The sequence below is a fragment of the Mesorhizobium sp. M8A.F.Ca.ET.218.01.1.1 genome (genome assembly GCF_004791165.1).
In the GTDB taxonomy this organism is placed as follows: domain Bacteria; phylum Pseudomonadota; class Alphaproteobacteria; order Rhizobiales; family Rhizobiaceae; genus Mesorhizobium.
Genome location: NZ_SRUZ01000007.1, coordinates 178025 through 195835 on the forward strand (window position 1 = coordinate 178025; position 17811 = coordinate 195835).

A 17811-nucleotide genomic window follows, 5' to 3' on the forward strand; every position below is an offset into this window, starting at 1 on the left:
AGTTTCTATTTTTCAAAATATGGAACGATAATTCCCGGTAGTCAATTGTGCCAGTGGCGGTTCATCAGATGACATCCTAAAGTCTGCACCGCCCCTCACCTGCCTGCCGGCATCCTCTCCCCGTATAGTGACGGGGAGAGGGGCGCTGTCGTCACCGATTTCGCCAATCACCAATGTTGCAAAGGGGGTGCCAGCGCTGAGGCCAGCCCCTTCTCCCCGTCACTATACGGGGAGAAGTGCCCGGCAGGGCGATGAGGGGCGGCGCGGGCGTCGATAATTTATGGTCGCCGCCACAAGTCGAAACTCTCCATCAAAACCTCCAATATTCACTTGCCGCGCTTTGCCGCCACGCCATGGACCAGCGCCATGCCGACCGCCAGCGACGCCGCCAGCGAGCGGAAACCGGCGAAGTCGGATTCCACCACCTCCAGCCAGCTGCCCGAGAGCCGGATCAGCGGCGAGAAGGTGCTGTCGGTGATGGTGACGATGCGGGCGCCGCGTTCGTGCGCCACCGCGACGAGGTCGGGCGTGATCGAATTATAAGGGCTGAAGGATACCGCCAGCACCGCATCCTGCCTGCCGATACAGCCGACCTGGTCGAGCGCGGTCGAGCCGACATTGTCGACCAGCACGTTGCGCACGCCTTGCTGCGAAAGCGTCAGCGACAGGTAGGTGGTGACGGGGAAGGCGCGCTTGGAGCCGATGACGTAGATCAGGTCGGCGTCGGCCAGCGTCGCCAACATCTTCTCGAAGCTTTCGACATCGAAGCCGCTTTCGATGCGGCCGAGCGAGGCCAGCGAGGCGCCGACCATGCCGCGCAGGAAATGCATGGCGGCGTTAGGCTCGGTCTCGGCGCGCTGCTCGCCACGGCCTTCCGGCCAGGATCCCTTGACGTGGTCCTTGAATAGGCCCTGGAAATCGGAAAAGCCCGAATATCCGAAGATCTGCGCGAAGCGCACCAGCGTCGAGGGCTGCACGCCGGCCTGTGCCGCCACTTGGGCGATGGTGCCGAGCGCGACCTCGCTCGGATGCTGCCACAGGAAGATCGCCACCTGGCGCAGGCGCTTCGGAAAATGCACCGTGCCGGAGGACAGCACCGCGCGCAGCTCTTCATAGGTCTGCGGCTGTATATAGCCAAGGGCCGCCAGCGAACGCCCGCGCTTGCGCGTTGCCGCCTCGTCGGCACTGGATCGTCCGGATGGTTTTCTCGCCCCGCTCATGAATTCAGGCTAGCGCGATACGATCGTTTTACAATATGGAAATTGGAAATCCTGTTCGAGGGTGGTAGGGGGGCTCGGTAAGTCCTTCCAACGTCGTCATCCTAGGGCGAAGCAGGAGCGAAGCTCCGTCGCGGAGACCCCTGGAGCTGCTCCGCAGCCCAAGGGATCCATGCCGTGACAGTTGCCGAGGAACGCGGCGGAATCAGAAGATTCTGCACCGTCGCAACGCCTTGAAGCCACGGCATGGATCCTGGGGTCTGCGCCGCGTCGCTGCGCTCCTTGCTCCGCCCCAGGATGACGAAGTGATAGGTGGAGGAGGAAACATGGTCTACGCAACATCGGACGGGTCGGCGGGCACGCGCTTGAGGGTGGGCATGGTCGGCGGCGGCCGCAACGCCTTCATCGGCGCGGTGCATCGGCTGGCCATGCGGCTTGACGACCAGATCGCGCTGGTCGCCGGCGCGCTGTCGTCCGACCCGGACAATGCCGCCGCCTCGGCCGCCGAAATCGGCATCCAGCCTGACCGCAGCTATGCCGATTATCGCGACATGGCCAAGGCGGAGGCCGCGCGGCCGGACGGCATCGAGGCGGTCGTCATCGTCACGCCCAACCATCTGCACGCGCCGATCGCCACCGCCTTTCTCGAAGCCGGTATCGACGTGATCTGCGACAAGCCGCTGTCGACGACGCTTGATGACGCGCAAGCGCTGGTGGCGCTGGCGCGCGCGAAAAAGCGGCGCTTCGTCGTCACCCTCAACAACACCGGCTACGCCATGGTGCGCCAGGCGCGCGAGATGGTGATGGCGGGCGAACTCGGCCGGATCGTGTCTGTGCATGGCGCCTATATCCAGGACTGGCTGACCAAGCCGATCGATGCCGATGGCCAGAAGCAGGCGGAATGGCGCACCGATCCGGCGAGGGCAGGGCAGTCGGCGGTGCTGGCCGATATCGGCGTGCACGCCTTCAACCTGGCAAGCTTCATCTCCGGCCGCGAGGCCGAGGCTGTATCCGCCGATTTGTTCACCGCCGTGCCGGGGCGCCGGCTCGACGACAATGCGCATGTGCTGGTGCGCTGGACCGACGGCGCGCGCGGCACGATCCTGGCCAGCCAGACGTCGCCCGGCCACTACAACGACCTCTCCGTGCGCATCTATGGCGACAGAGCCGGGCTCGAATGGTCGGGCACGCGGCCGGAGGAACTGCGCTTTTCCGTCCATGGCGAGGAAACCCGCACGCTGGTGCGTGGCGGCCATGGCTCGACGGCTGAAGCCCGGCGCGTCTCGCGCATGCCGGCGGCGCATCCGGAGGGCTATATCGAGGCCTTCGCCAATTTCTACCGCGACGCCGCCGACATCATCCGCGCCCACCGTTCGGGGGGCGTGGTCGATCCTGCCCGCGCGGCACAGGTGCCCGACGTGGTCGACGGCGCGCGCGGCGTGAAGTTCGTCGCCGCCGCCGTGGAGTCGAACGCGGCCAGCGGGGCGTGGACGGCGGCGCGGTTTGGGGGATGACAGCCAATCTCCCCCTCGTGGGGAGATGCCCGGCAGGGCAGAGGGGGGCGCCAAGGATCACTGCCTATCGGTATGATCCTCTTTCACGCAAGCCTCCGACGGACATACCTGATTGACCGAGACGTTGGCGGGACAGCGCCCCCCTCTGGCCTGCCGGCCATCTTCCCCTCTTGGGGGAGATTGGCAGCTTTGCCGTCGGCGATCATGCCACGCCCAGTTGCCCCGCCAGATCCGACAGCATCGGGCGCTGGCCCTGCAAAATCTTCACCTCGGCCTCGGCCAATGTGAACCAGCCGGCTCTGTCGACCTCCGGGAATTCCTTCATCGATCCGGATCGCGGCGGCCATTCCATGGTGAAGGTGTTGCTCCTGATGACGGCGGCATCGATGTCGGCCTCGACGGACCAGGCCGAGACGATCTTGCCGCCCGGTTGCCGGTAGTCGCCAAGACGCGCGAAGGGGCCTTCGACCTTCGTGCCGAGCTCTTCCCCGGTCTCGCGTCGCGCCGCCGCCAACTCGTCCTCGCCCTGGTCGACGAGGCCCTTCGGGATCGACCAGGCGCCATCGTCCTTCTTCGCCCAGAACGGGCCGCCGGGATGCACCAGCAGCACCTGGATGTCACCACCGCTGCGGCGATAGATCAGCAGGCCGGCGCTGCGTTTTGCCATGTTTGCATGTCCGTTTGCGGCACTGGTGCGAAGTCTGCCGATCTTGCACCGGGAAATTGCGACGCTATGTCAGGCGCATCCGGATTGCACCTCATGCGCGAGTCCGGCAATCTGATAGCATCGCTTTGGGGCGGCGTCGAAAAGTCAGGTGATTCGTTCGAATGCAGCTGGGTCTGATCGGCTACTATAGCGACTTCGTGGTCTATCCGCTGGTGATCGCCGTATTGGGCGTGGCCGGGCTGATCGAGGCCGGAGAGGAAGGCGCGCCGGACTGGATCGGCACGGCGCTGATCTGCCTTGGCCTGTGGACGCTGATCGAATACGTCCTGCATCGCTTCGTGCTGCACCACGTTCCCTGGATCCGGGACCTGCACGACCGTCACCATATCGAGGAGCGCAGCCCGGTGGGCACGCCCACCTGGCTCAGCCTCGGCGTTCATGCGCTGGTGGCGTTCCTGCCTGTCTGGATGGTCTCGGATTTCGCGACCGCCAGCGCGGTGAGCTGCGGTCTGATGCTGGGCTACCTCTGGTACATCAGCGTCCACCACATGATCCATCACTGGCATCCGACCCATCCGAGCTATCTCTACATGCTGAAGCGCCGCCACGCGGTGCATCACCATGTCGACGAGAACGCCAATTTCGGCGTGACGTCGATTTTCTGGGATCGGATTTTCGGCACCGCGCGGCTTTGATGTGGGGCTGCCGGGGCAATGAGAAACGCCGGGCCTGAAATCTAAGCCGAGCGATCTGGCCAGAACAACCAGATGAGCGCGGCGGCCATCAGAACCCAAATTCCAACGATGAATGCCAGACCGCCGCGGCTGGTCGGCCTGGATCGGCGAATGGCTGCCGCGCGAAACTCAGCCATCAAAGCGGCGGGGATCAACTTCACCGCAAGCAGGATGCCGAGCGGTACGATGATCAGATCGTCCAAATATCCGAGGACGGGAATGAAATCGGGTATCAGATCGATAGGACTGAGCGCGTAGGCGGCGACCGCGCCGGCGGCAACCTTGGCGTACCAGGGAACGCGGGGATCGCGGGCGGCCAGCCACAAGGCGACCACATCGCGCTTGATGGCCCTTGCCCATTGCTTTGCCTTGTCAAGGATGGTCACACGGCAACCCTCTTTTATTAGATCTCGACAGTCGGCGCCGCCGCTCCCTTCGCTTCGATCATTGCAACCATTTTCGCGATCTGCAAACTGCCCCGCTAGCCAATTTCGCCTCTTCTTGACAAGCGGTGCCTGCCGGATGCTAGTTGCCGCCAGACGCCTGGGTGTGGGGGAATTGCCGTGAGGAAGACCTATCAAAAGCCGGTGCTGGTGAAGCGCGAGCTGCTGTCGGCCGTGACCGCGGCGCCGCCTGGTTCGGCACGTTGATCCGCAAGGCGTGAGCGACGGGAGGGCTTCTCCGCTCACAGCTCCTTTTCCGCCAGTTCCCTGAATTCGTCGGGCACCGAACGGGCCGCCTCCAGCGCCACCGTGCCGTAGCCGACCGCCTGTTTGCCGAAGCGCTCGCGGATCTTGTCGACGGCGCGGTCGGCGCCGAAACGGGCGAGGCCCTTTCGGCTGCCGGGGCGGCGCTTTTCGTCGGCAAGGCCGAGCGGCAGGTCGAGCTGCAGCTCGGCGCTCTCTTCCAGATGCGAGACCGAGATCGCCAGCAGCGAGATGGTTTTCTCCCGTGGGTGATCGGCGAGCACGCCGCGCACCAGGTCGCCGGCGATCTCGGCCAGCATGATCGTCGCCGAGATCGGCTGTTCCAGCGTGATCGAGCGGGTGACGGCGCTGAGATCGGCGAAGCGCACGCGCACCGTCACCGTGCGGCCGGGGCGGTTCTTGGCGCGCAGCCGGCTGGCGACGCGGTCGGCCAGATGCAGCAGTGTCGGCACGATCACCCGCGCCACGGCCGGCTTTTGCCCAAGCGCCGATTGCGCGCCGGCCGAATGCGCCCGGCGCTTCGTCTCCAGCTTGCGCGGGTCGCGGTTCCACGCCAGGGCCGCGAGCTTGTCGCCGGCGGCGGGGCCGAGCAGCCGCGTCAGCGCGCCGCTGTGGGTGCGGGCCAGTTCGCCGATGGTCTCGACGCCGATCTCGGCAAGCCGGGCCCTGGTTGCCGGCCCGACGCCCCACATCAGCGAGACCGGCAAATCGTGCAGGAAGGCAAGCTCGGTGCCGGGGTCGACCACCACCAGCCCGTCGGGCTTGGCGACCTGCGAGGCGATCTTGGCCAGGTGCTTGGTACGCGCGACGCCGATCGAGATCGGCAGGCCGAGTTCTGCCCGCACACGGCGGCGGATCATCGTGGCGATCTCTTCTGGCTGTCCGAACAGATGCGTGCAGCCGGCGACATCGGCAAAGGCCTCGTCGATGGAGATGCGCTCGACCACCGGCGTGAAATCGTCGAGCACCTTGATCGCCGCGTCGCCCAGCCGCTGGTAGTGGCTGAAATTGCCGCCGACGAAGATCAATTGCGGGCAAAGCTCGCGCGCCTTGCGCCCCGGCATGCCGCCGCGCACGCCGAAGGCACGCGCCTCATAGGAGGCAGCGAGCACCACGCCGCCGCCGACCGCGATCGGCTTGCCGCGCAGCGTGGGGTCGAGCAACTGCTCGACCGAGGCATAGAAGGCGTCGAGATCGGCATGCAGGATGGTGGCCGTTGTTTCCATCCTGTTCCGCTCATCCGCGATTGCTGATAGACCGGAACATATAGAGAACAAAAGCGGACCATTGTCAATCGGGAGGCAGGTTGTGGAGGCATCTCGTTGGGGAGTGTGACCTAGTTCAAATGCTTCGACTGGCTACCCAGGCGGCAGTGCTGCCCTCATTGCCCTGCCGGGCATTTCTCCCCGTATAGTGACGGGGAGAAAGGCCGGCGGCTCCGCCGGCGACCCGCGGCGCCGACTTTCAAGGAAGCTGCTTCGCCCTTAGAACAGCGCTCCCGCCTACACCATATGCTCTGCCCGCAGTGCCACCTTCATCCGTTCCAGCGCCGGCTCGCCGCCGGCAGCCAGTTCCTCGGCGATACGGGCCAGCTTGTCATCGGCGTTGCGGTGCTTGCTGCCCCAGGCGCCGAGCGTGGCAAGCACCGGCAAGAGGTCGATACCGGCCTCGGTCAGCCGGTAGATTGCCTTCAATCCGTGGCTCGGGTCGTCGCTGCGGGTAAGGATGCCTTCGTCCTGCAGTGTCTGCAGCCGCTCCGCCAGGGTGCGCGAGGAGATGCCTTCATCGGATTGAAGGAACTCGCGGAAATGCCTTTTGCCGGCGAAGATCAGGTCGCGGATGATGAGCAGCGTCCAGCGGTCGCCGAGCACTTCCAGCGACAGGTTGATCGGGCAAGCGGATCGTTCGCGCGTCGACATCCCTATGGTTCCAATTTTAAATCACTTTACTATTGACATCATTTTTCCCGACAGGTCAAATGGTTCCGAAAGTAAACCATCCTTAGGCAAATCTGATGAGGACACCCGATGAAAAAGCTCATCCTGCAGATGCAGATGTCGGTCGACGGTTTCGTCGGCGCCGACGCCGATCACCCGTGGCAGCTCTGGGAGTGGGGCGACGACAATGGTTGGGACGCCGAGCTGAAACAGGATTTCAACGCCGTGTTCGCCGGCATCGACACCATCCTGCTCAGCCGCAAGATGGCCGAGGAGGGCTATCTCACCCATTGGGGCAATGCGGCGAGGAAATATCCGGCCGATCCCTTCTATGCTTTCGCCCGGCGCATCGTCGAAGCGCGCAAGGTGGTGCCGAGCGACAGGCTCGAAGCCTCGCGTTGGGAGCGCACGACGGTGGTGAGCGGCGACCTGCCGCGCGAGGTCAACGCGCTGAAGGCGGGCGAGGGCGGCGACATGGCCGTCTTCGGCGGCGCCGGCTTTGCGTCGGCGCTGATCGCGGCCGGGCTGGTCGACGAGTTCCAGCTGTTCGTCAATCCTGCCGTGCTGGGCGCCGGCCGCCGTATCTTCGACGAGGGCGGGTTCCGAAACCTGCGGCTGCTCGGCTCGAAGGCCTATGCCTGCGGCATGGTGGTCAGCCGCTACGCGCAGGCAGGCTGATCCGGCGCATACTGGCCTCGCCCCGATAAAAAAGACGTTTGGCCGGAATCCTTTGCCCGCTTCTCTTCGTCTTCAAGATGCGGTCGCCGAAAGGGCGGCCGCATCGATGCTGAATGGAGAGACAGACCATGATCCTGGTGACAGGCGCCACCGGCCTGAACGGCAAGGCAATCGTGCGCGAATTCGCACGGCAGAAGTATCAAGTGAGGGCGCTGGTTCGCGATCTGGACCGGGCATCCGCGGCAGGGCTCGGCGGACTTGCGGGCGTCGACCTGATCGAAGGCGATATGCGCCGGGCGGAGACGCTTGGCGCGGCACTCGACGGCATCGATCGCGTGCTGATGATTTCGACCGCCGCGCAAGACATGGTCGAGACGCAGTGCCGGTTCATCGACGCCTGCAAGCAGGCCGGCGTCGCGCATGTGGTGAAGTTTTCCGGTGCCGAATCCAACATCGGCTATGACGCGACCAAGTTCCGCTTCACGCGCATGCATGAGGAGGTCGAGCGCTATCTGGAGGGAGCGGGCATGGCGTGGACCCACCTGCGCCCCAGCCAGTTCATGCAAGTCTATCTGCGCGACGCGCCGACCATTGCCGCGGAAGGCGCTTTTTATCTCGCGCTCGGCGATACCGAACTGTCGCCGGTCGATGTCGAGGACATCGCCAAGGTCGCCGTCCGGCTGCTGCGCGATGGCGGCCACGAAGGCGAGAGCCTCGACATGACCGGACCCGAGGCGCTGACCATGAGCGACATCGCGGCGCGGATTTCGCAAGGGATCCGCAAGCCGGTCCGCTATGTCGATGTCAGCCCGCAGGAGCGCCGGCGCAATCTGCTGGCCGCCGGCGTCCCTGCCGACTTCGCCGATGCGCTCGACGAGCAACTGGCGGAGCGGCGGCGGCGGCCGAAATCGCGGGTGCATCTGGCCACGCATGAGATGTTCGGCGTGCGGCCGACGCCGTTCGTCGAATTCGCCCGGCGGCATGCCGCGATGTTTGGCGGCTGAGCGCGTCCGCAAAAAAAAGCGCCCACCGCCACGTATCCTTTTTGCCTGCCCGTACGTCTCTGCCTTCGAAGGTCGCGCCTTCCGCGATCCGCAACCCCAGGAGAATATCATGGCGAGCATCGAGAGCGAGGCAAACAGGAACCATTACGCGGCGATCGCGGCCAATGCGAGCAGGCTGACCAGCCCGCAGGCGATCATCGACCACAACGATGTCCATTGGACGGCGCTGACCGGCGAGCCGCGCGGCGTTGACTATATCGAGGTCGATGCTGGCGGCGTGCCGGCGATGTGGGTCATGCCCAAGGGCGCCGACGAGCAGCGGGTGCTGTTTTATGCGCATGGCGGCGGCTTCATCGGCGGCTCGATCTACACCCACCGCAAGCTGGTCGGCCATCTCGCCAAGGCCGTCGGCTGCCGGGCGCTGGTCTACGATTATCCGCTGGCGCATCAGGCCAAGCATCCGGCCCAGCTCGAGGCGGCGATGGCAGCCTGGAACTGGCTTGTCGACCAAGGCTTCGACCCCCGGCGGATCGTGATCGCCGGCGACTCCTGCGGCGCGGTGCTGACCTATGGCGTCCTGCAGCGGCTGCGCGCGCAGGGGCGGCCGCTGCCCGTTGCCACGCTGATCATCTCCGGCTGGTTCGACATGGCGATGACCGCTGCCAGCTACGAGACTAACCGCGAAAAAGATCCGGCCTTCGCCAAGGCTGGCGTCGACTGGCTGGCGGCCAATTTCATCGGCGATGCCGATCGGCGCGATCCCGAGGTCAGCGCGCTCTACGCCGACCTCTCCGGCTTTCCACCCATCTTCCTGCAGGCAGGCGCCGACGAGACGCTGGTCGACGAAAGCCGCATGTTCGCCGAGCGGGCGAGACAGGCAGGCGTCGAGACCCGGCTCGACGTCTTCGACGGCATGCTGCACTCCTTCCAGATGATGGCCGGGCGGGCGCCGGAAGCCGATGATGCCATTGCCCGCTTCGCCACCTGGGTACGGCCGAGACTGGGGCTGCCGGCAGCCGGTGAGAAGACCAGCGAAAGGGCGGCGTGAGCATGCGGCGGCTGATCGTGTCGAGTTTCGTCTCGCTGGATGGCGTCATCGAGGGACCCATGACATGGGCCTCGCCGTTCTTCGTCGGGGAGAATGTGGACCATGCCTTGCAGGCGCTTTCGAACGTCGAGTTCTTCCTGCTTGGCCGCGTCACCTACGAGATGTTCTTCGCACGCTGGCCAGATATCAGGGATAGCCCGTACATGGACCGCATCAACGGCCTGAAGAAGCTGGTCGCCTCGACGACGCTGAAGACGGTGGGGTGGAATGCCGCGCTGATCGAGGGCGATGTCGCCGAGGCGCTTGCGGCGCTGAAACGCCAGCCGGGCGGCGACATCCTCAAATATGGGGTGTCGCAGCTCGACCGCACCTTGCTTGGCGCGGGGCTGGTGGACGAGTATCATCTGTCGATCGTGCCGACATGGGTCGGGCAGGGCAAGCGCGCCTTCGACGATGTCGGACCGGTCGATCTCGATCTTGTCGGCACGCATCGTTTCGACAATGGCGTGGTGACCCTGACCTATGTGCCGCGATGAACCAGCAGATCCGCAAATCCCCCGACACGACGCAGGCCATGCGGGCCTGGCCTGAGCCCGACCGCGTGTTCGACCTGCGCTATGCCGCGTTCCTGGAGACGGTTTCGCATCTGCGCGCCAGGCTGCATCGCTATTGCGCGCGCATGACCGGCTCGGCGCTGGATGGCGAGGACATCATGCAGGAGGCGCTGTTCGAGGCCTATCGCAAGATCGAGCTGCTCGACGATGCGCAGGCGCTGCGGCCGTGGCTTTTCCGCATCGCGCATAACAGGTGCATCGATTTCATCCGCAATCGCCGCACGCGGTATGCGGCCGAAGCCTTCTATGCCAACGACGACATCGTGTTGCCGGTCGAGCCGGCCGGTCCGGGCGCCGGCCGCGCCATCGAGCGGCTGGTGGTGCACTTGCCGCCGAAGGAGCGCGCCTGCGTGCTGCTCAAGGACGTCTTCGACCATTCGCTGGACGAGATCGCCGATTTGGTCGGTTCGACATCGGGCGGCGTCAAGTCGGCGCTCAATCGCGGCCGCGCCAAGCTCGCCGCCTTGCCCGCGCAACCGGTCGCGGTGCCGCCGCATGATCCTGAACTGGAGCGGCTGCTTGGCCGCTATGTCGCGCTCTTCAATGCCAGGGACTGGGACGGGGTGCGGGCTCTGACCAGCGCCGACGCGCGGCTGCGGGTCTCGGACTGCTATAACGGCCTGCTCTCCCGCTCGCCCTACTTCGTCGAATATGAGCGCAGCGAGCTGCCCTGGCGCATGCGGCCAGGCACGATCGAAGGGGAGATCATGCTGGTCGTCGACAGGCAATATGGCGAGGTCTGGCGGCCGGCCTATCTGGTGCGAATCCGTGCGACCGGTGGGGCGATCGACCGCATCGCAGACTATTATGCCTGCCCGTGGATACTAGACATGATCGCCGCCGACGGAGTGACCCGATAGGCCGTTACCTGGAGAGGAAATCCGTGATCAGCTTGACGGTGGCATCGGGGTTTTCCTCCATGATCCAATGACCCGAAGCGGGCACGACGGCTCCGGTCACGTCACTGGCGACGAGGCGCAGGATGTCGGCCTGGCTGGTGCCGGCCGATTTTTCCGCACCCGCGGCGAGCACCGGCATGGACAGCTTGCCGCTGCCGGCCAGCATTGCCTGGTTGTCGATGGCGTCCTGGTCGAATGCCTTGAACTGCTCGAAGGCGTCATGCATGGCATGCGGCCGTGCATAGAGTTTTGCGTAGTGGACGCGCGTCGCCTCGTCGATCTTCTTCGGGTCGGCCGACAGTTCGTTGTAGAAGCGGTCGAGGTAGATGCGCTCGCGACCCGCGACCAGCCGCTCCATGTCGGGGCCTCGGAAGTTGAAGTGCCACAGCAGCGGGCTCTGCTTGATCTTGTCCCAGTCGCCGATGCCCGGCAGCGGCGCGTCGATGACGACCCATTTGGTGATGCGCTTGGGATATTGCGCGGCCAGCGCGTAGCCGACCATGTTGCCGATGTCGTGCGTCACCAGGTCGGCCTTGTCGATCTTCAGCGCATCCATCACGCCGGCGATGTCGACCGCCTGGTTCTTCTTGGTGTAGCCGTCGTCGGGATGCGCCGAAAGGCCCATGCCGCGCAGGTCCGGCACGATCACCGTGTGATCCTTCATCAGGGCTATCGCGGCCGGCGCCCACATGTCGCCGGTATCGGCGAAGCCATGCAGCATCACGATCGCCGGACCCTTACCGCCGACGCGGACGTGCAGGCTGGTGCCGTTGGTCTTGATCGTCTGCGTCTTGAAGCTGGCAGGAAAGGCGACCACGCGGGCCGAGGCCGGAACGCTCATTGCCAACAACCCGAGCACGATGACCAAAGGACGAAACATGTAAGCACTCCTGGAGATTTTGTTCTATCACCGCGGTATCGCGGTTTTGTGAACTATGACACCATGCCCTTGATTTCGTTAGGCGACGGACGCCTGATTGTGAATTCGGGAAAGCCGAACAATGCTGAAGCTCGAAGCCGCCGCCGCCTTTGTCGCCGTGGCGGAATCCGGTTCGATCACCGAAGCGGCCCGGCGCATGGCGCTGTCGAAATCCGTCATCAGCGAGCGGCTGTCGGAACTCGAACGCGGCCTCGGCACGAAGCTGCTGGACCGCACGACGCGCAAGCTTTCCATCACCGAGACAGGACGAAGTTTCTATGAACGCGCCAAGCGCATCATGCAGGAGGTGGCCGATGCCAGCGCCGAGATCGCCGAGCGCCGCGGTGAACTCGCCGGGCCGCTCAGAATAGCGGCGCCGACCAGTTTCGGAATCCTGCATCTCGGCCCGGCGCTGTATGGCTTCCTGGCCAAGCATCCGGGGATTGAGCTGACGCTCGATCTCGACGACCGCTTCGTCAGCATAGTGGCCGACGGCTACGACGCCATTTTGCGTCACGGGCCAGTGGTCGACGACGGCCCCGTCATCGTCAGGAAGCTGGCTTCCAGCCGGCGCTTCCTGGTGGCCGCGCCGGACTATCTCGAGACATTCGGGCGGCCCGGGACCGTCGAGGACCTGAAACGCCACAAGGGCATCATCTATTCCATACGGGGCGCCGCCGACTGGCGGTTCAAGGTTTCACGGCGGCTGACGACTGTCCGCCCTCAGACCACGTTGCGCGTCAACAACGGGATCCTGATGCGCGATGCCGCGCTTGCCGGCCTCGGCCTGGCCCTGCTTCCCGCCTATTTCATCCAGGCGGAAATCGCCGACGGGCGGCTGGTGAGCGTCGATGTCGGCGCCGAGCCGGAAGGAGCCAGCATCTACATGGCCTTTCCCGAGGACCGGCGCGGATCGGCCAAGCTGCGAGCGCTCACCGCATGGCTGCGCGATGTGTTTGGCGACCCGCCCTACTGGGAAGCATGAGGCCGGCATTCACCTGGCATCATGGAAGATAATGCCGACCGTGTGGCGCATGCCTGAGCGCAGCCGGCTGACGCCGTGGCGCAAATTGACGCGGTAATTGCCTTTCGTGCCCTGCACCGGCCGGTTGTGGACGGCGAAGGCCACCGCATCACCCTGGCGCAAGGGCACCACTTCGACCCGGCTCTGCATGCGCGGCCGCTGTTCGGTCAGCGCGAATTCGCCGCCGGTGAAATCCTCGCCGGGCTCCGAAAGCAGGATCGCCACCTGCAGCGGGAAGGCGAGGTCGCCATAGAGGTCCTGGTGCAGGCAGTTGAAGTCGCCAGGCACATATTGCAGCAAAAGCGGCGTCGGCCTGACCTGGCCGGCGGCATGGCACTGGTCGAGGAACGCGGCATGCGTGGCGGGGTAGCGCATGGCGATCCCCATGCGCTCGTTCCACCGATTGGCGACCTCGGCCAGCCTGGGATAGAGCGCGCCGCGCAGGCCGCCGATCAGGTGGGGCAGGGGATAGCGGAAATAGCGGTATTCGCCTTTGCCGAAGCCGTGCCTGGCCATGTGAATGTGGCTGCGGAAATGCTGTTCCTGGGGGTAGAGGCCGGCGAGCTGCCGGCACTCTTCGGGTGAGAGCAGCTTTTCCATCACCGCGCAGCCGAAGCCGTCGAGCTCGGTGGTGAGCGCCGGCCAGTCGTAGGCGGCGAGCCGTGTCTCGGCGGCTTCGACCAGCGATGGGGCAACCCTGGCGTCGGCGTTCATATCGCCGACTCCCGCTCGAGCAAGGCGCGCTTGCGTTCGATCCCCCAGCGGTAGCCGGACAGCGAGCCGTCGGCGCGCAGCACGCGGTGGCAGGGAATGCCGAGCGCGATGGGGTTGGCGGCACAGGCCGTCGCCACGGCGCGGGCGCCGTCCGGCATGCCGAGGCGCCGGGCAAGGGCGGTGTAGGTGATGGTGGCCCCCCATGGGATCGTGCGCAGCGCGTCCCACACGCGCCGCTGGAAGCGCGTGCCGTGGCTGAGATCGAGCGGCAGGTCGAGGCCGGCGCCGGGCATTTCGATGAAGCGCGCAATCGCCACGAGATCGTCGCGCAAGCCGGCCTCGTTTTCGAGCGGCACCCTGCCGGGGAAGCGGTTGGCGAGGTCCTGTTCCAGCGTATTGGCGTCGGAACCGATCAGGATGGCGCAGATGCCGATAGGACTGCGCGCCACGAGGATGCGTCCAAGCGCGGACTGGCCGATGGCATAGGTGATGGTCTCCAGGGCGGCGCCGGCGCCCGTCGCCGGCATATGGGTTTGCATGTGGTTCATTGCCTTCACTCCTTCTGTGTGCCTGAACCCTAGCGACGGGCCGGATGTTCCTCACTCCGATGCTTACTTTCAAATTCAAATCTCGGGCGCCTGACGACGCGGAGGCAGGTGCTCTACGGCGCCCCCCTCTGTCCTGCCGGACATCTCCCCCACGAGGGGGGAGATTGGATGTCATCATCGCCTTCGCCAATTTCCAACGTTGCAAGAATGAGCGGGGCGCCAAAACTGCCGATCTCCCCCCTTGTGGGGGAGATGTCCGGCAGGACAGAGGGGGGCGCCGTAGAGTGTGAGGTGTACTAGGCGACACGCGTGACGCAGGCCTCGCCGAGCAAGAACACCTCGCCTGATAACAGCCGCAGCTCGATCTCGCCGGTGGCGGTGCGGTTCCACTCAGCCTTGCCTCCGTGGACCAGTTCGCCGATGGCGGCCATGACCAGCGCCTTCGCGTCCTCTCTGACGGCAGCGCCGTTGGCGATCTGGCTGTTGGCACCGGTGGTGGGAGACCTGGCCATCGCGCGCATTGCCGAATCCTCGTCAGGCCCGCGAGGACCGGTAGGTCGTCGCCGTCCCGCCGGCCTCGCGGTCGAGCAGCGCGCGTTTGCGCTCCGCGCCCCAGGCATAGCCCGACAGGGCGCCGTCCTTCCTGATCACGCGGTGGCAGGGAATAGCGACCGCAAGGGCGTTGGCCGCGCAGGCGGCGGCGATGGCGCGGGTCGCCTTCGGCGCGCCGATACGCCGCGCGATCTCGGCATAGGAAACGGTGTGGCCGGCCGGGATGTCCCGCAAGGCCTGCCAGACGCGCTGCTGGAACGCGGTGCCGCGCACGTCGAGCGGCAGGTCGAGACCGAGCGCCGGCGCCTCGACGAAGCCGACGACGCGGGCGACCAGCGCCTCGTAGTCGCCGTCGCCGCCGACCAGCCGCGCCTTGGGGAAACGGTCCTGCAGGTCGCGCACCAGCGCGTCGGGATCCTGGCCGAGCAGGATGGAGGCGACGCCCTTGCGGCTCGATGCGACCAGGATTGTGCCGAGCGAAGTTTCGCCGACGGCGAAGCGGATCTCTTCGTTGGCGCCGCCGGCGCGATAGCGCGTCGGCGTCATGCCGAGCATGCCGGTCGACTTTTCGTAGAAACGCCCGCTCGAATTGAAGCCCGCATCGTAGATCGCCGATGTCACGCTGACGCCGTCTTCCAGCCCCTGGCGGACGCGGGCGGCACGCCGGGCCGCTGCATAATCTTTCGGCGTCAGCCCCGTGAGCGCCTTGAAAACGCGGTGGAAATAGCCGGGGCTGCGGCCGGCGGCATCAGCCAGTTCGGCGAGCGAGGGCTCGTCCTCGCTCGCCTCGATCCTGCGGCAGGCATCGGCGACCATCGCGGCGTTGGCGGCTTCGAGCGAAGGGCCGTCCGGATTGCAGCGCCGGCATGGGCGAAAGCCTGTCGCCTTCGCCTGTTGTAACGTGTCGTGCAACTGGACATTGGCGGGGTTGGCGCGCCGCGACGGGCAGGACGGCCGGCAATAGACGCCGGTCGTGGCCACCGAATACCAGAATGCGCCATCGGCCGACTTGTCGCGCGCCACGATGCGCGCCCAGCGCGGATCGTCGTCCACCGGCAGTGGCGCGGGTTGCAGATGTTTGGTCAGGGTGATGAACATAAGCGCATAGAAGCCGCCAAAAGGCCGCCTCGCCACCCGTTTCCTGCCGAACGGCGCAGATCGCGTCCGACGACCCCCCGGCCTGTCCTACGCCGCGCGCTTGGGCTCCACCGCGAAGGGGCTGAGGCCGAGCCAGGTCTGCATTTGCCTGCCGATGGCCTGGTCGCCGGTCAGGACGACCTTCGCGCCGGCCTTCTCGACGGTGAGCAATCCCATCCAGATCGCCGTCATCGTGTGCAGGTCGGTCGAGACATAGAGGTCGACGTCGAAGCCCGGATCGTACCAGCACAGGTCGACCTCGCCGTGCTTTTCGACGATCAGCCACCAGGAGCGTTTGGAAGCGGGGAGTTCCTGATACAGAAATTGTATCACCGTGCGTCCTTCCGGCAGCGGCGAAGGGTTCAAATTGCGCCGCATGTCCCACATCAGCAGCGACGGATCGAGATTCTTCAGCGACAGCCGGGACTCGACCCATTTCTGGCCCCAGAACCCCATCGCCTCGACGACCGGACGCAGATCGCGGCCGGCCTCGGTCAGCCGGTAGTCGAAGATCCCTTTTTCTCCCTGGACCTCCTTGCGCTCGACGATCCCCGCCAGCTCAAGCTCCTTCAGCCGTTGCGACAGAAGGGTCGGCGACATTTTCGGCACGCCGCGGCGCAGGTCATTGAAGCGGGTCGACCCCGCCACGAGCTCGCGCATCAGCACCATCGTCCAGCGGGTGCACAGCACCTCGGCGGCCATCGATAGCGGGCAGAACTGTTTGTATCCGTGCTGGGTCATGACTGTGCCTCTCCCTCGAACCTGCGGCCAACATTAGTCCTTCGTGATTGAAGCGGCGAGTACAGAAACTGTACCGGCCCGGTACAGATCGCGGACTGGCTGGCGCTGGCCCTGCCATGCGAGCCCTTTGGCCGGTGCACGGGATACCCCTGTGCGCCGCAACCAGGAGACCACAATGACTGCTTACGTTATCGCGGACATCAAGATGAAGGACCCGAAGTGGGTCCCGGCCTACGCCGCCTCGGTGCACGACCTCGTCCACAAGCATGGCGGCAAATATCTGTCGCGAAGCGGCAATGTGACGACGCTCGAAGGCATGCCGCTCGACACGACGCTGATCGCCCTGATGGCTTTCCCGTCGGAAGCCGCGGCGCGCGCCTTCACCAGCGATCCGGCCTATGCGCCTTTCGTTTCGGCCCGCCAGGACGGCAGCGACAGCCGTTTCCAGCTGATCGACGACACCGATCTGGCCGGAACGATCCCGTACCTGCCGAAGGGATGACCGGCATTCGCCGCGTTTTCGGGATCTCCACGCAACAACAGCCACGGCGCTTGCCTGTCGCGCCGCCGTATTGTCGGCGGCCGGCCAGCCGTGCCTTTTCAACAGGAATGGATATGGAATCAAACTTTCGCAACGGGCTTCTCATGGTGGGGGCCGTGCTGGCCGTCTGCACGACCTTCGCACAGGCGCATCAGGAGGCGGCGGGCGCGCAGGATGCCAATCCGCTGGCCGAAAAGGTGCGGGCAGCCAACAGCCGGTTTCTCGACGTCAACGCCGCGACGGCGGAAGGCTATGCGCCCATTCCCTGCGCCAGCGGCATCACCGGCGGCGCCATGGGCATCCACTATGTCAATGGCGGGTATCTGAAGGACGACAAGATCGACATCGCCCGTCCCGAAGCGGTGATGTACGAGCCGATGGCCGACGGCACGCTGAAGCTGGTGGCGGTCGAATACATCACCTCGAAGGGGCCGGCGTCGCTCGAGGGACAGCTGTTCAACTTCAACAGCGCGCCCAACCGCTATGGCCTGGGTGAATTCTACGAACTGCATGTCTGGGCCTGGAAAGGCAACCCGACCGGCACCTTCGCCGACATGAACCCGAAAGTGTCATGCGAGCACGTGATGGCACCGAGCCAGTAAACGGCACGGCCAGG

The 17811-nt window shown here is 65.4% G+C and carries 21 protein-coding genes; 10 read left to right on the top strand and 11 right to left on the bottom strand.

Features of this window, described 5'->3' with window-relative positions; translation table 11 throughout:
- Nucleotides 1-326: 326 nt before the first annotated feature.
- A complete protein-coding gene (locus EN861_RS24575) occupies nt 327-1220 on the bottom strand; it encodes a MurR/RpiR family transcriptional regulator (RefSeq protein WP_135866106.1) in 894 nt (297 codons plus the stop codon).
- Between the two features lie 323 nt (nt 1221-1543).
- Here EN861_RS24575 and EN861_RS24585 point away from each other — a divergent pair, with 323 nt between their 5' ends.
- The gene (locus EN861_RS24585) at nt 1544-2731 is read left to right on the top strand and encodes a Gfo/Idh/MocA family oxidoreductase (RefSeq protein WP_135866111.1); all 1188 of its coding nucleotides are present in this window, start codon (nt 1544-1546) and stop codon (nt 2729-2731) included.
- Nucleotides 2732-2933: 202 nt separating this feature from the next.
- Here EN861_RS24585 and EN861_RS24590 read toward each other — a convergent pair whose 3' ends face one another.
- A complete protein-coding gene (locus EN861_RS24590) occupies nt 2934-3398 on the bottom strand; it encodes an NUDIX domain-containing protein (RefSeq protein WP_135866113.1) in 465 nt (154 codons plus the stop codon).
- 161 nt (nt 3399-3559) lie between these two features.
- On the opposite strand from EN861_RS24590, the gene EN861_RS24595 reads away from it, so the two are divergent.
- Nucleotides 3560-4093, top strand: coding sequence for a sterol desaturase family protein (locus EN861_RS24595; protein ID WP_127278498.1), 534 nt, complete (start codon nt 3560-3562; stop codon nt 4091-4093).
- Nucleotides 4094-4134: 41 nt separating this feature from the next.
- Here EN861_RS24595 and EN861_RS24600 read toward each other — a convergent pair whose 3' ends face one another.
- From EN861_RS24600 to EN861_RS24610, 3 genes are all read right to left on the bottom strand, one after another.
- Nucleotides 4135-4518 carry a YkvA family protein gene (locus tag EN861_RS24600; protein ID WP_135866115.1) on the bottom strand — a complete coding sequence of 128 codons (384 nt, stop codon included), beginning with the start codon at nt 4516-4518 and terminating at the stop codon, nt 4135-4137.
- 299 nt (nt 4519-4817) lie between these two features.
- Complete coding sequence (dinB, locus tag EN861_RS24605; protein WP_135866117.1) at nt 4818-6065, bottom strand: DNA polymerase IV; 1248 nt, start codon at nt 6063-6065, stop codon at nt 4818-4820.
- A gap of 276 nt (nt 6066-6341) precedes the next feature.
- A complete protein-coding gene (locus EN861_RS24610) occupies nt 6342-6758 on the bottom strand; it encodes a helix-turn-helix domain-containing protein (protein WP_135866120.1) in 417 nt (138 codons plus the stop codon).
- A 108-nt stretch (nt 6759-6866) separates the two neighbouring features.
- On the opposite strand from EN861_RS24610, the gene EN861_RS24615 reads away from it, so the two are divergent.
- The 5 genes from EN861_RS24615 to EN861_RS24635 all read left to right on the top strand — a co-directional run bounded on the left by EN861_RS24615 (nt 6867) and on the right by EN861_RS24635 (nt 10980).
- A complete protein-coding gene (locus EN861_RS24615) occupies nt 6867-7454 on the top strand; it encodes a dihydrofolate reductase family protein (protein WP_127278501.1) in 588 nt (195 codons plus the stop codon).
- A 128-nt stretch (nt 7455-7582) separates the two neighbouring features.
- Nucleotides 7583-8458, top strand: coding sequence for an SDR family oxidoreductase (locus EN861_RS24620; protein ID WP_135866122.1), 876 nt, complete (start codon nt 7583-7585; stop codon nt 8456-8458).
- A gap of 109 nt (nt 8459-8567) precedes the next feature.
- Entirely contained in the window at nt 8568-9506 is a 939-nt protein-coding gene (locus EN861_RS24625; RefSeq protein ID WP_135866124.1) for an alpha/beta hydrolase, read from the top strand.
- Between the two features lie 2 nt (nt 9507-9508).
- On the top strand, nt 9509-10042 hold the full coding sequence (locus tag EN861_RS24630) for a dihydrofolate reductase family protein (RefSeq protein ID WP_135866126.1): 534 nt from the start codon (nt 9509-9511) through the stop codon (nt 10040-10042).
- Nucleotides 10039-10980: a sigma-70 family RNA polymerase sigma factor gene (locus EN861_RS24635; RefSeq protein WP_135866128.1), complete on the top strand. Its 942-nt coding sequence runs from the start codon at nt 10039-10041 to the stop codon at nt 10978-10980. The genes EN861_RS24630 and EN861_RS24635 overlap by 4 nt, the downstream gene beginning before the upstream one ends.
- 4 nt (nt 10981-10984) lie before the next feature.
- Here the strand turns inward: EN861_RS24635 and EN861_RS24640 are convergent, their stop codons facing one another.
- Nucleotides 10985-11899, bottom strand: a complete 915-nt coding sequence (locus EN861_RS24640) for an alpha/beta hydrolase (RefSeq protein WP_135866130.1) — start codon at nt 11897-11899, stop codon at nt 10985-10987.
- A gap of 121 nt (nt 11900-12020) precedes the next feature.
- Between EN861_RS24640 and EN861_RS24645 the strand changes: the two genes are divergently transcribed.
- Entirely contained in the window at nt 12021-12923 is a 903-nt protein-coding gene (locus tag EN861_RS24645; protein ID WP_127279721.1) for a LysR family transcriptional regulator, read from the top strand.
- Nucleotides 12924-12932: 9 nt separating this feature from the next.
- Here the strand turns inward: EN861_RS24645 and EN861_RS24650 are convergent, their stop codons facing one another.
- The 5 genes from EN861_RS24650 to EN861_RS24675 form a co-directional block, all read right to left on the bottom strand.
- On the bottom strand, nt 12933-13676 hold the full coding sequence (locus EN861_RS24650) for a 2OG-Fe(II) oxygenase (protein WP_135866133.1): 744 nt from the start codon (nt 13674-13676) through the stop codon (nt 12933-12935).
- A complete protein-coding gene (locus EN861_RS24655) occupies nt 13673-14224 on the bottom strand; it encodes a methylated-DNA--[protein]-cysteine S-methyltransferase (RefSeq protein ID WP_135866135.1) in 552 nt (183 codons plus the stop codon). Before EN861_RS24655 ends, EN861_RS24650 begins: the two co-directional genes overlap by 4 nt.
- Before the next feature lie 296 nt (nt 14225-14520).
- Nucleotides 14521-14736, bottom strand: coding sequence for a hypothetical protein (locus tag EN861_RS24665; RefSeq protein ID WP_245464454.1), 216 nt, complete (start codon nt 14734-14736; stop codon nt 14521-14523).
- A 22-nt stretch (nt 14737-14758) separates the two neighbouring features.
- Nucleotides 14759-15874, bottom strand: coding sequence for a bifunctional DNA-binding transcriptional regulator/O6-methylguanine-DNA methyltransferase Ada (gene ada, locus EN861_RS24670; RefSeq protein ID WP_135866419.1), 1116 nt, complete (start codon nt 15872-15874; stop codon nt 14759-14761).
- Nucleotides 15875-15961: 87 nt separating this feature from the next.
- Nucleotides 15962-16654: a helix-turn-helix domain-containing protein gene (locus EN861_RS24675; RefSeq protein ID WP_127279717.1), complete on the bottom strand. Its 693-nt coding sequence runs from the start codon at nt 16652-16654 to the stop codon at nt 15962-15964.
- A gap of 175 nt (nt 16655-16829) precedes the next feature.
- Here EN861_RS24675 and EN861_RS24680 point away from each other — a divergent pair, with 175 nt between their 5' ends.
- Together EN861_RS24680 and EN861_RS24685 are read left to right on the top strand one after the other, a co-directional pair.
- Nucleotides 16830-17156, top strand: a complete 327-nt coding sequence (locus EN861_RS24680; protein WP_127279716.1) for a DUF1330 domain-containing protein — start codon at nt 16830-16832, stop codon at nt 17154-17156.
- 107 nt (nt 17157-17263) lie between these two features.
- Entirely contained in the window at nt 17264-17797 is a 534-nt protein-coding gene (locus EN861_RS24685) for a hypothetical protein (RefSeq protein WP_189343721.1), read from the top strand.
- Nucleotides 17798-17811 lie beyond the last annotated feature (14 nt).

Excerpts from the sequence above, each read along its gene's own strand:
- EN861_RS24575 (WP_135866106.1), bottom strand. The coding sequence starts at position 1,220 with ATGAGCGGGGCGAGAAAACCATCCGGACGATCCAGTGCCGACGAGGCG.
- EN861_RS24585 (WP_135866111.1), top strand. The coding sequence starts at position 1,544 with ATGGTCTACGCAACATCGGACGGGTCGGCGGGCACGCGCTTGAGGGTG.
- EN861_RS24590 (WP_135866113.1), bottom strand. The coding sequence starts at position 3,398 with ATGGCAAAACGCAGCGCCGGCCTGCTGATCTATCGCCGCAGCGGTGGT.
- EN861_RS24595 (WP_127278498.1), top strand. The coding sequence starts at position 3,560 with ATGCAGCTGGGTCTGATCGGCTACTATAGCGACTTCGTGGTCTATCCG.
- dinB (WP_135866117.1), bottom strand. The coding sequence starts at position 6,065 with ATGGAAACAACGGCCACCATCCTGCATGCCGATCTCGACGCCTTCTAT.
- EN861_RS24610 (WP_135866120.1), bottom strand. The coding sequence starts at position 6,758 with ATGTCGACGCGCGAACGATCCGCTTGCCCGATCAACCTGTCGCTGGAA.
- EN861_RS24615 (WP_127278501.1), top strand. The coding sequence starts at position 6,867 with ATGAAAAAGCTCATCCTGCAGATGCAGATGTCGGTCGACGGTTTCGTC.
- EN861_RS24620 (WP_135866122.1), top strand. The coding sequence starts at position 7,583 with ATGATCCTGGTGACAGGCGCCACCGGCCTGAACGGCAAGGCAATCGTG.
- EN861_RS24625 (WP_135866124.1), top strand. The coding sequence starts at position 8,568 with ATGGCGAGCATCGAGAGCGAGGCAAACAGGAACCATTACGCGGCGATC.
- EN861_RS24630 (WP_135866126.1), top strand. The coding sequence starts at position 9,509 with ATGCGGCGGCTGATCGTGTCGAGTTTCGTCTCGCTGGATGGCGTCATC.
- EN861_RS24635 (WP_135866128.1), top strand. The coding sequence starts at position 10,039 with ATGAACCAGCAGATCCGCAAATCCCCCGACACGACGCAGGCCATGCGG.
- EN861_RS24640 (WP_135866130.1), bottom strand. The coding sequence starts at position 11,899 with ATGTTTCGTCCTTTGGTCATCGTGCTCGGGTTGTTGGCAATGAGCGTT.
- EN861_RS24645 (WP_127279721.1), top strand. The coding sequence starts at position 12,021 with ATGCTGAAGCTCGAAGCCGCCGCCGCCTTTGTCGCCGTGGCGGAATCC.
- EN861_RS24650 (WP_135866133.1), bottom strand. The coding sequence starts at position 13,676 with ATGAACGCCGACGCCAGGGTTGCCCCATCGCTGGTCGAAGCCGCCGAG.
- EN861_RS24655 (WP_135866135.1), bottom strand. The coding sequence starts at position 14,224 with ATGAACCACATGCAAACCCATATGCCGGCGACGGGCGCCGGCGCCGCC.
- EN861_RS24665 (WP_245464454.1), bottom strand. The coding sequence starts at position 14,736 with ATGGCCAGGTCTCCCACCACCGGTGCCAACAGCCAGATCGCCAACGGC.
- ada (WP_135866419.1), bottom strand. The coding sequence starts at position 15,874 with ATGTTCATCACCCTGACCAAACATCTGCAACCCGCGCCACTGCCGGTG.
- EN861_RS24675 (WP_127279717.1), bottom strand. The coding sequence starts at position 16,654 with ATGACCCAGCACGGATACAAACAGTTCTGCCCGCTATCGATGGCCGCC.
- EN861_RS24680 (WP_127279716.1), top strand. The coding sequence starts at position 16,830 with ATGACTGCTTACGTTATCGCGGACATCAAGATGAAGGACCCGAAGTGG.
- EN861_RS24685 (WP_189343721.1), top strand. The coding sequence starts at position 17,264 with ATGGATATGGAATCAAACTTTCGCAACGGGCTTCTCATGGTGGGGGCC.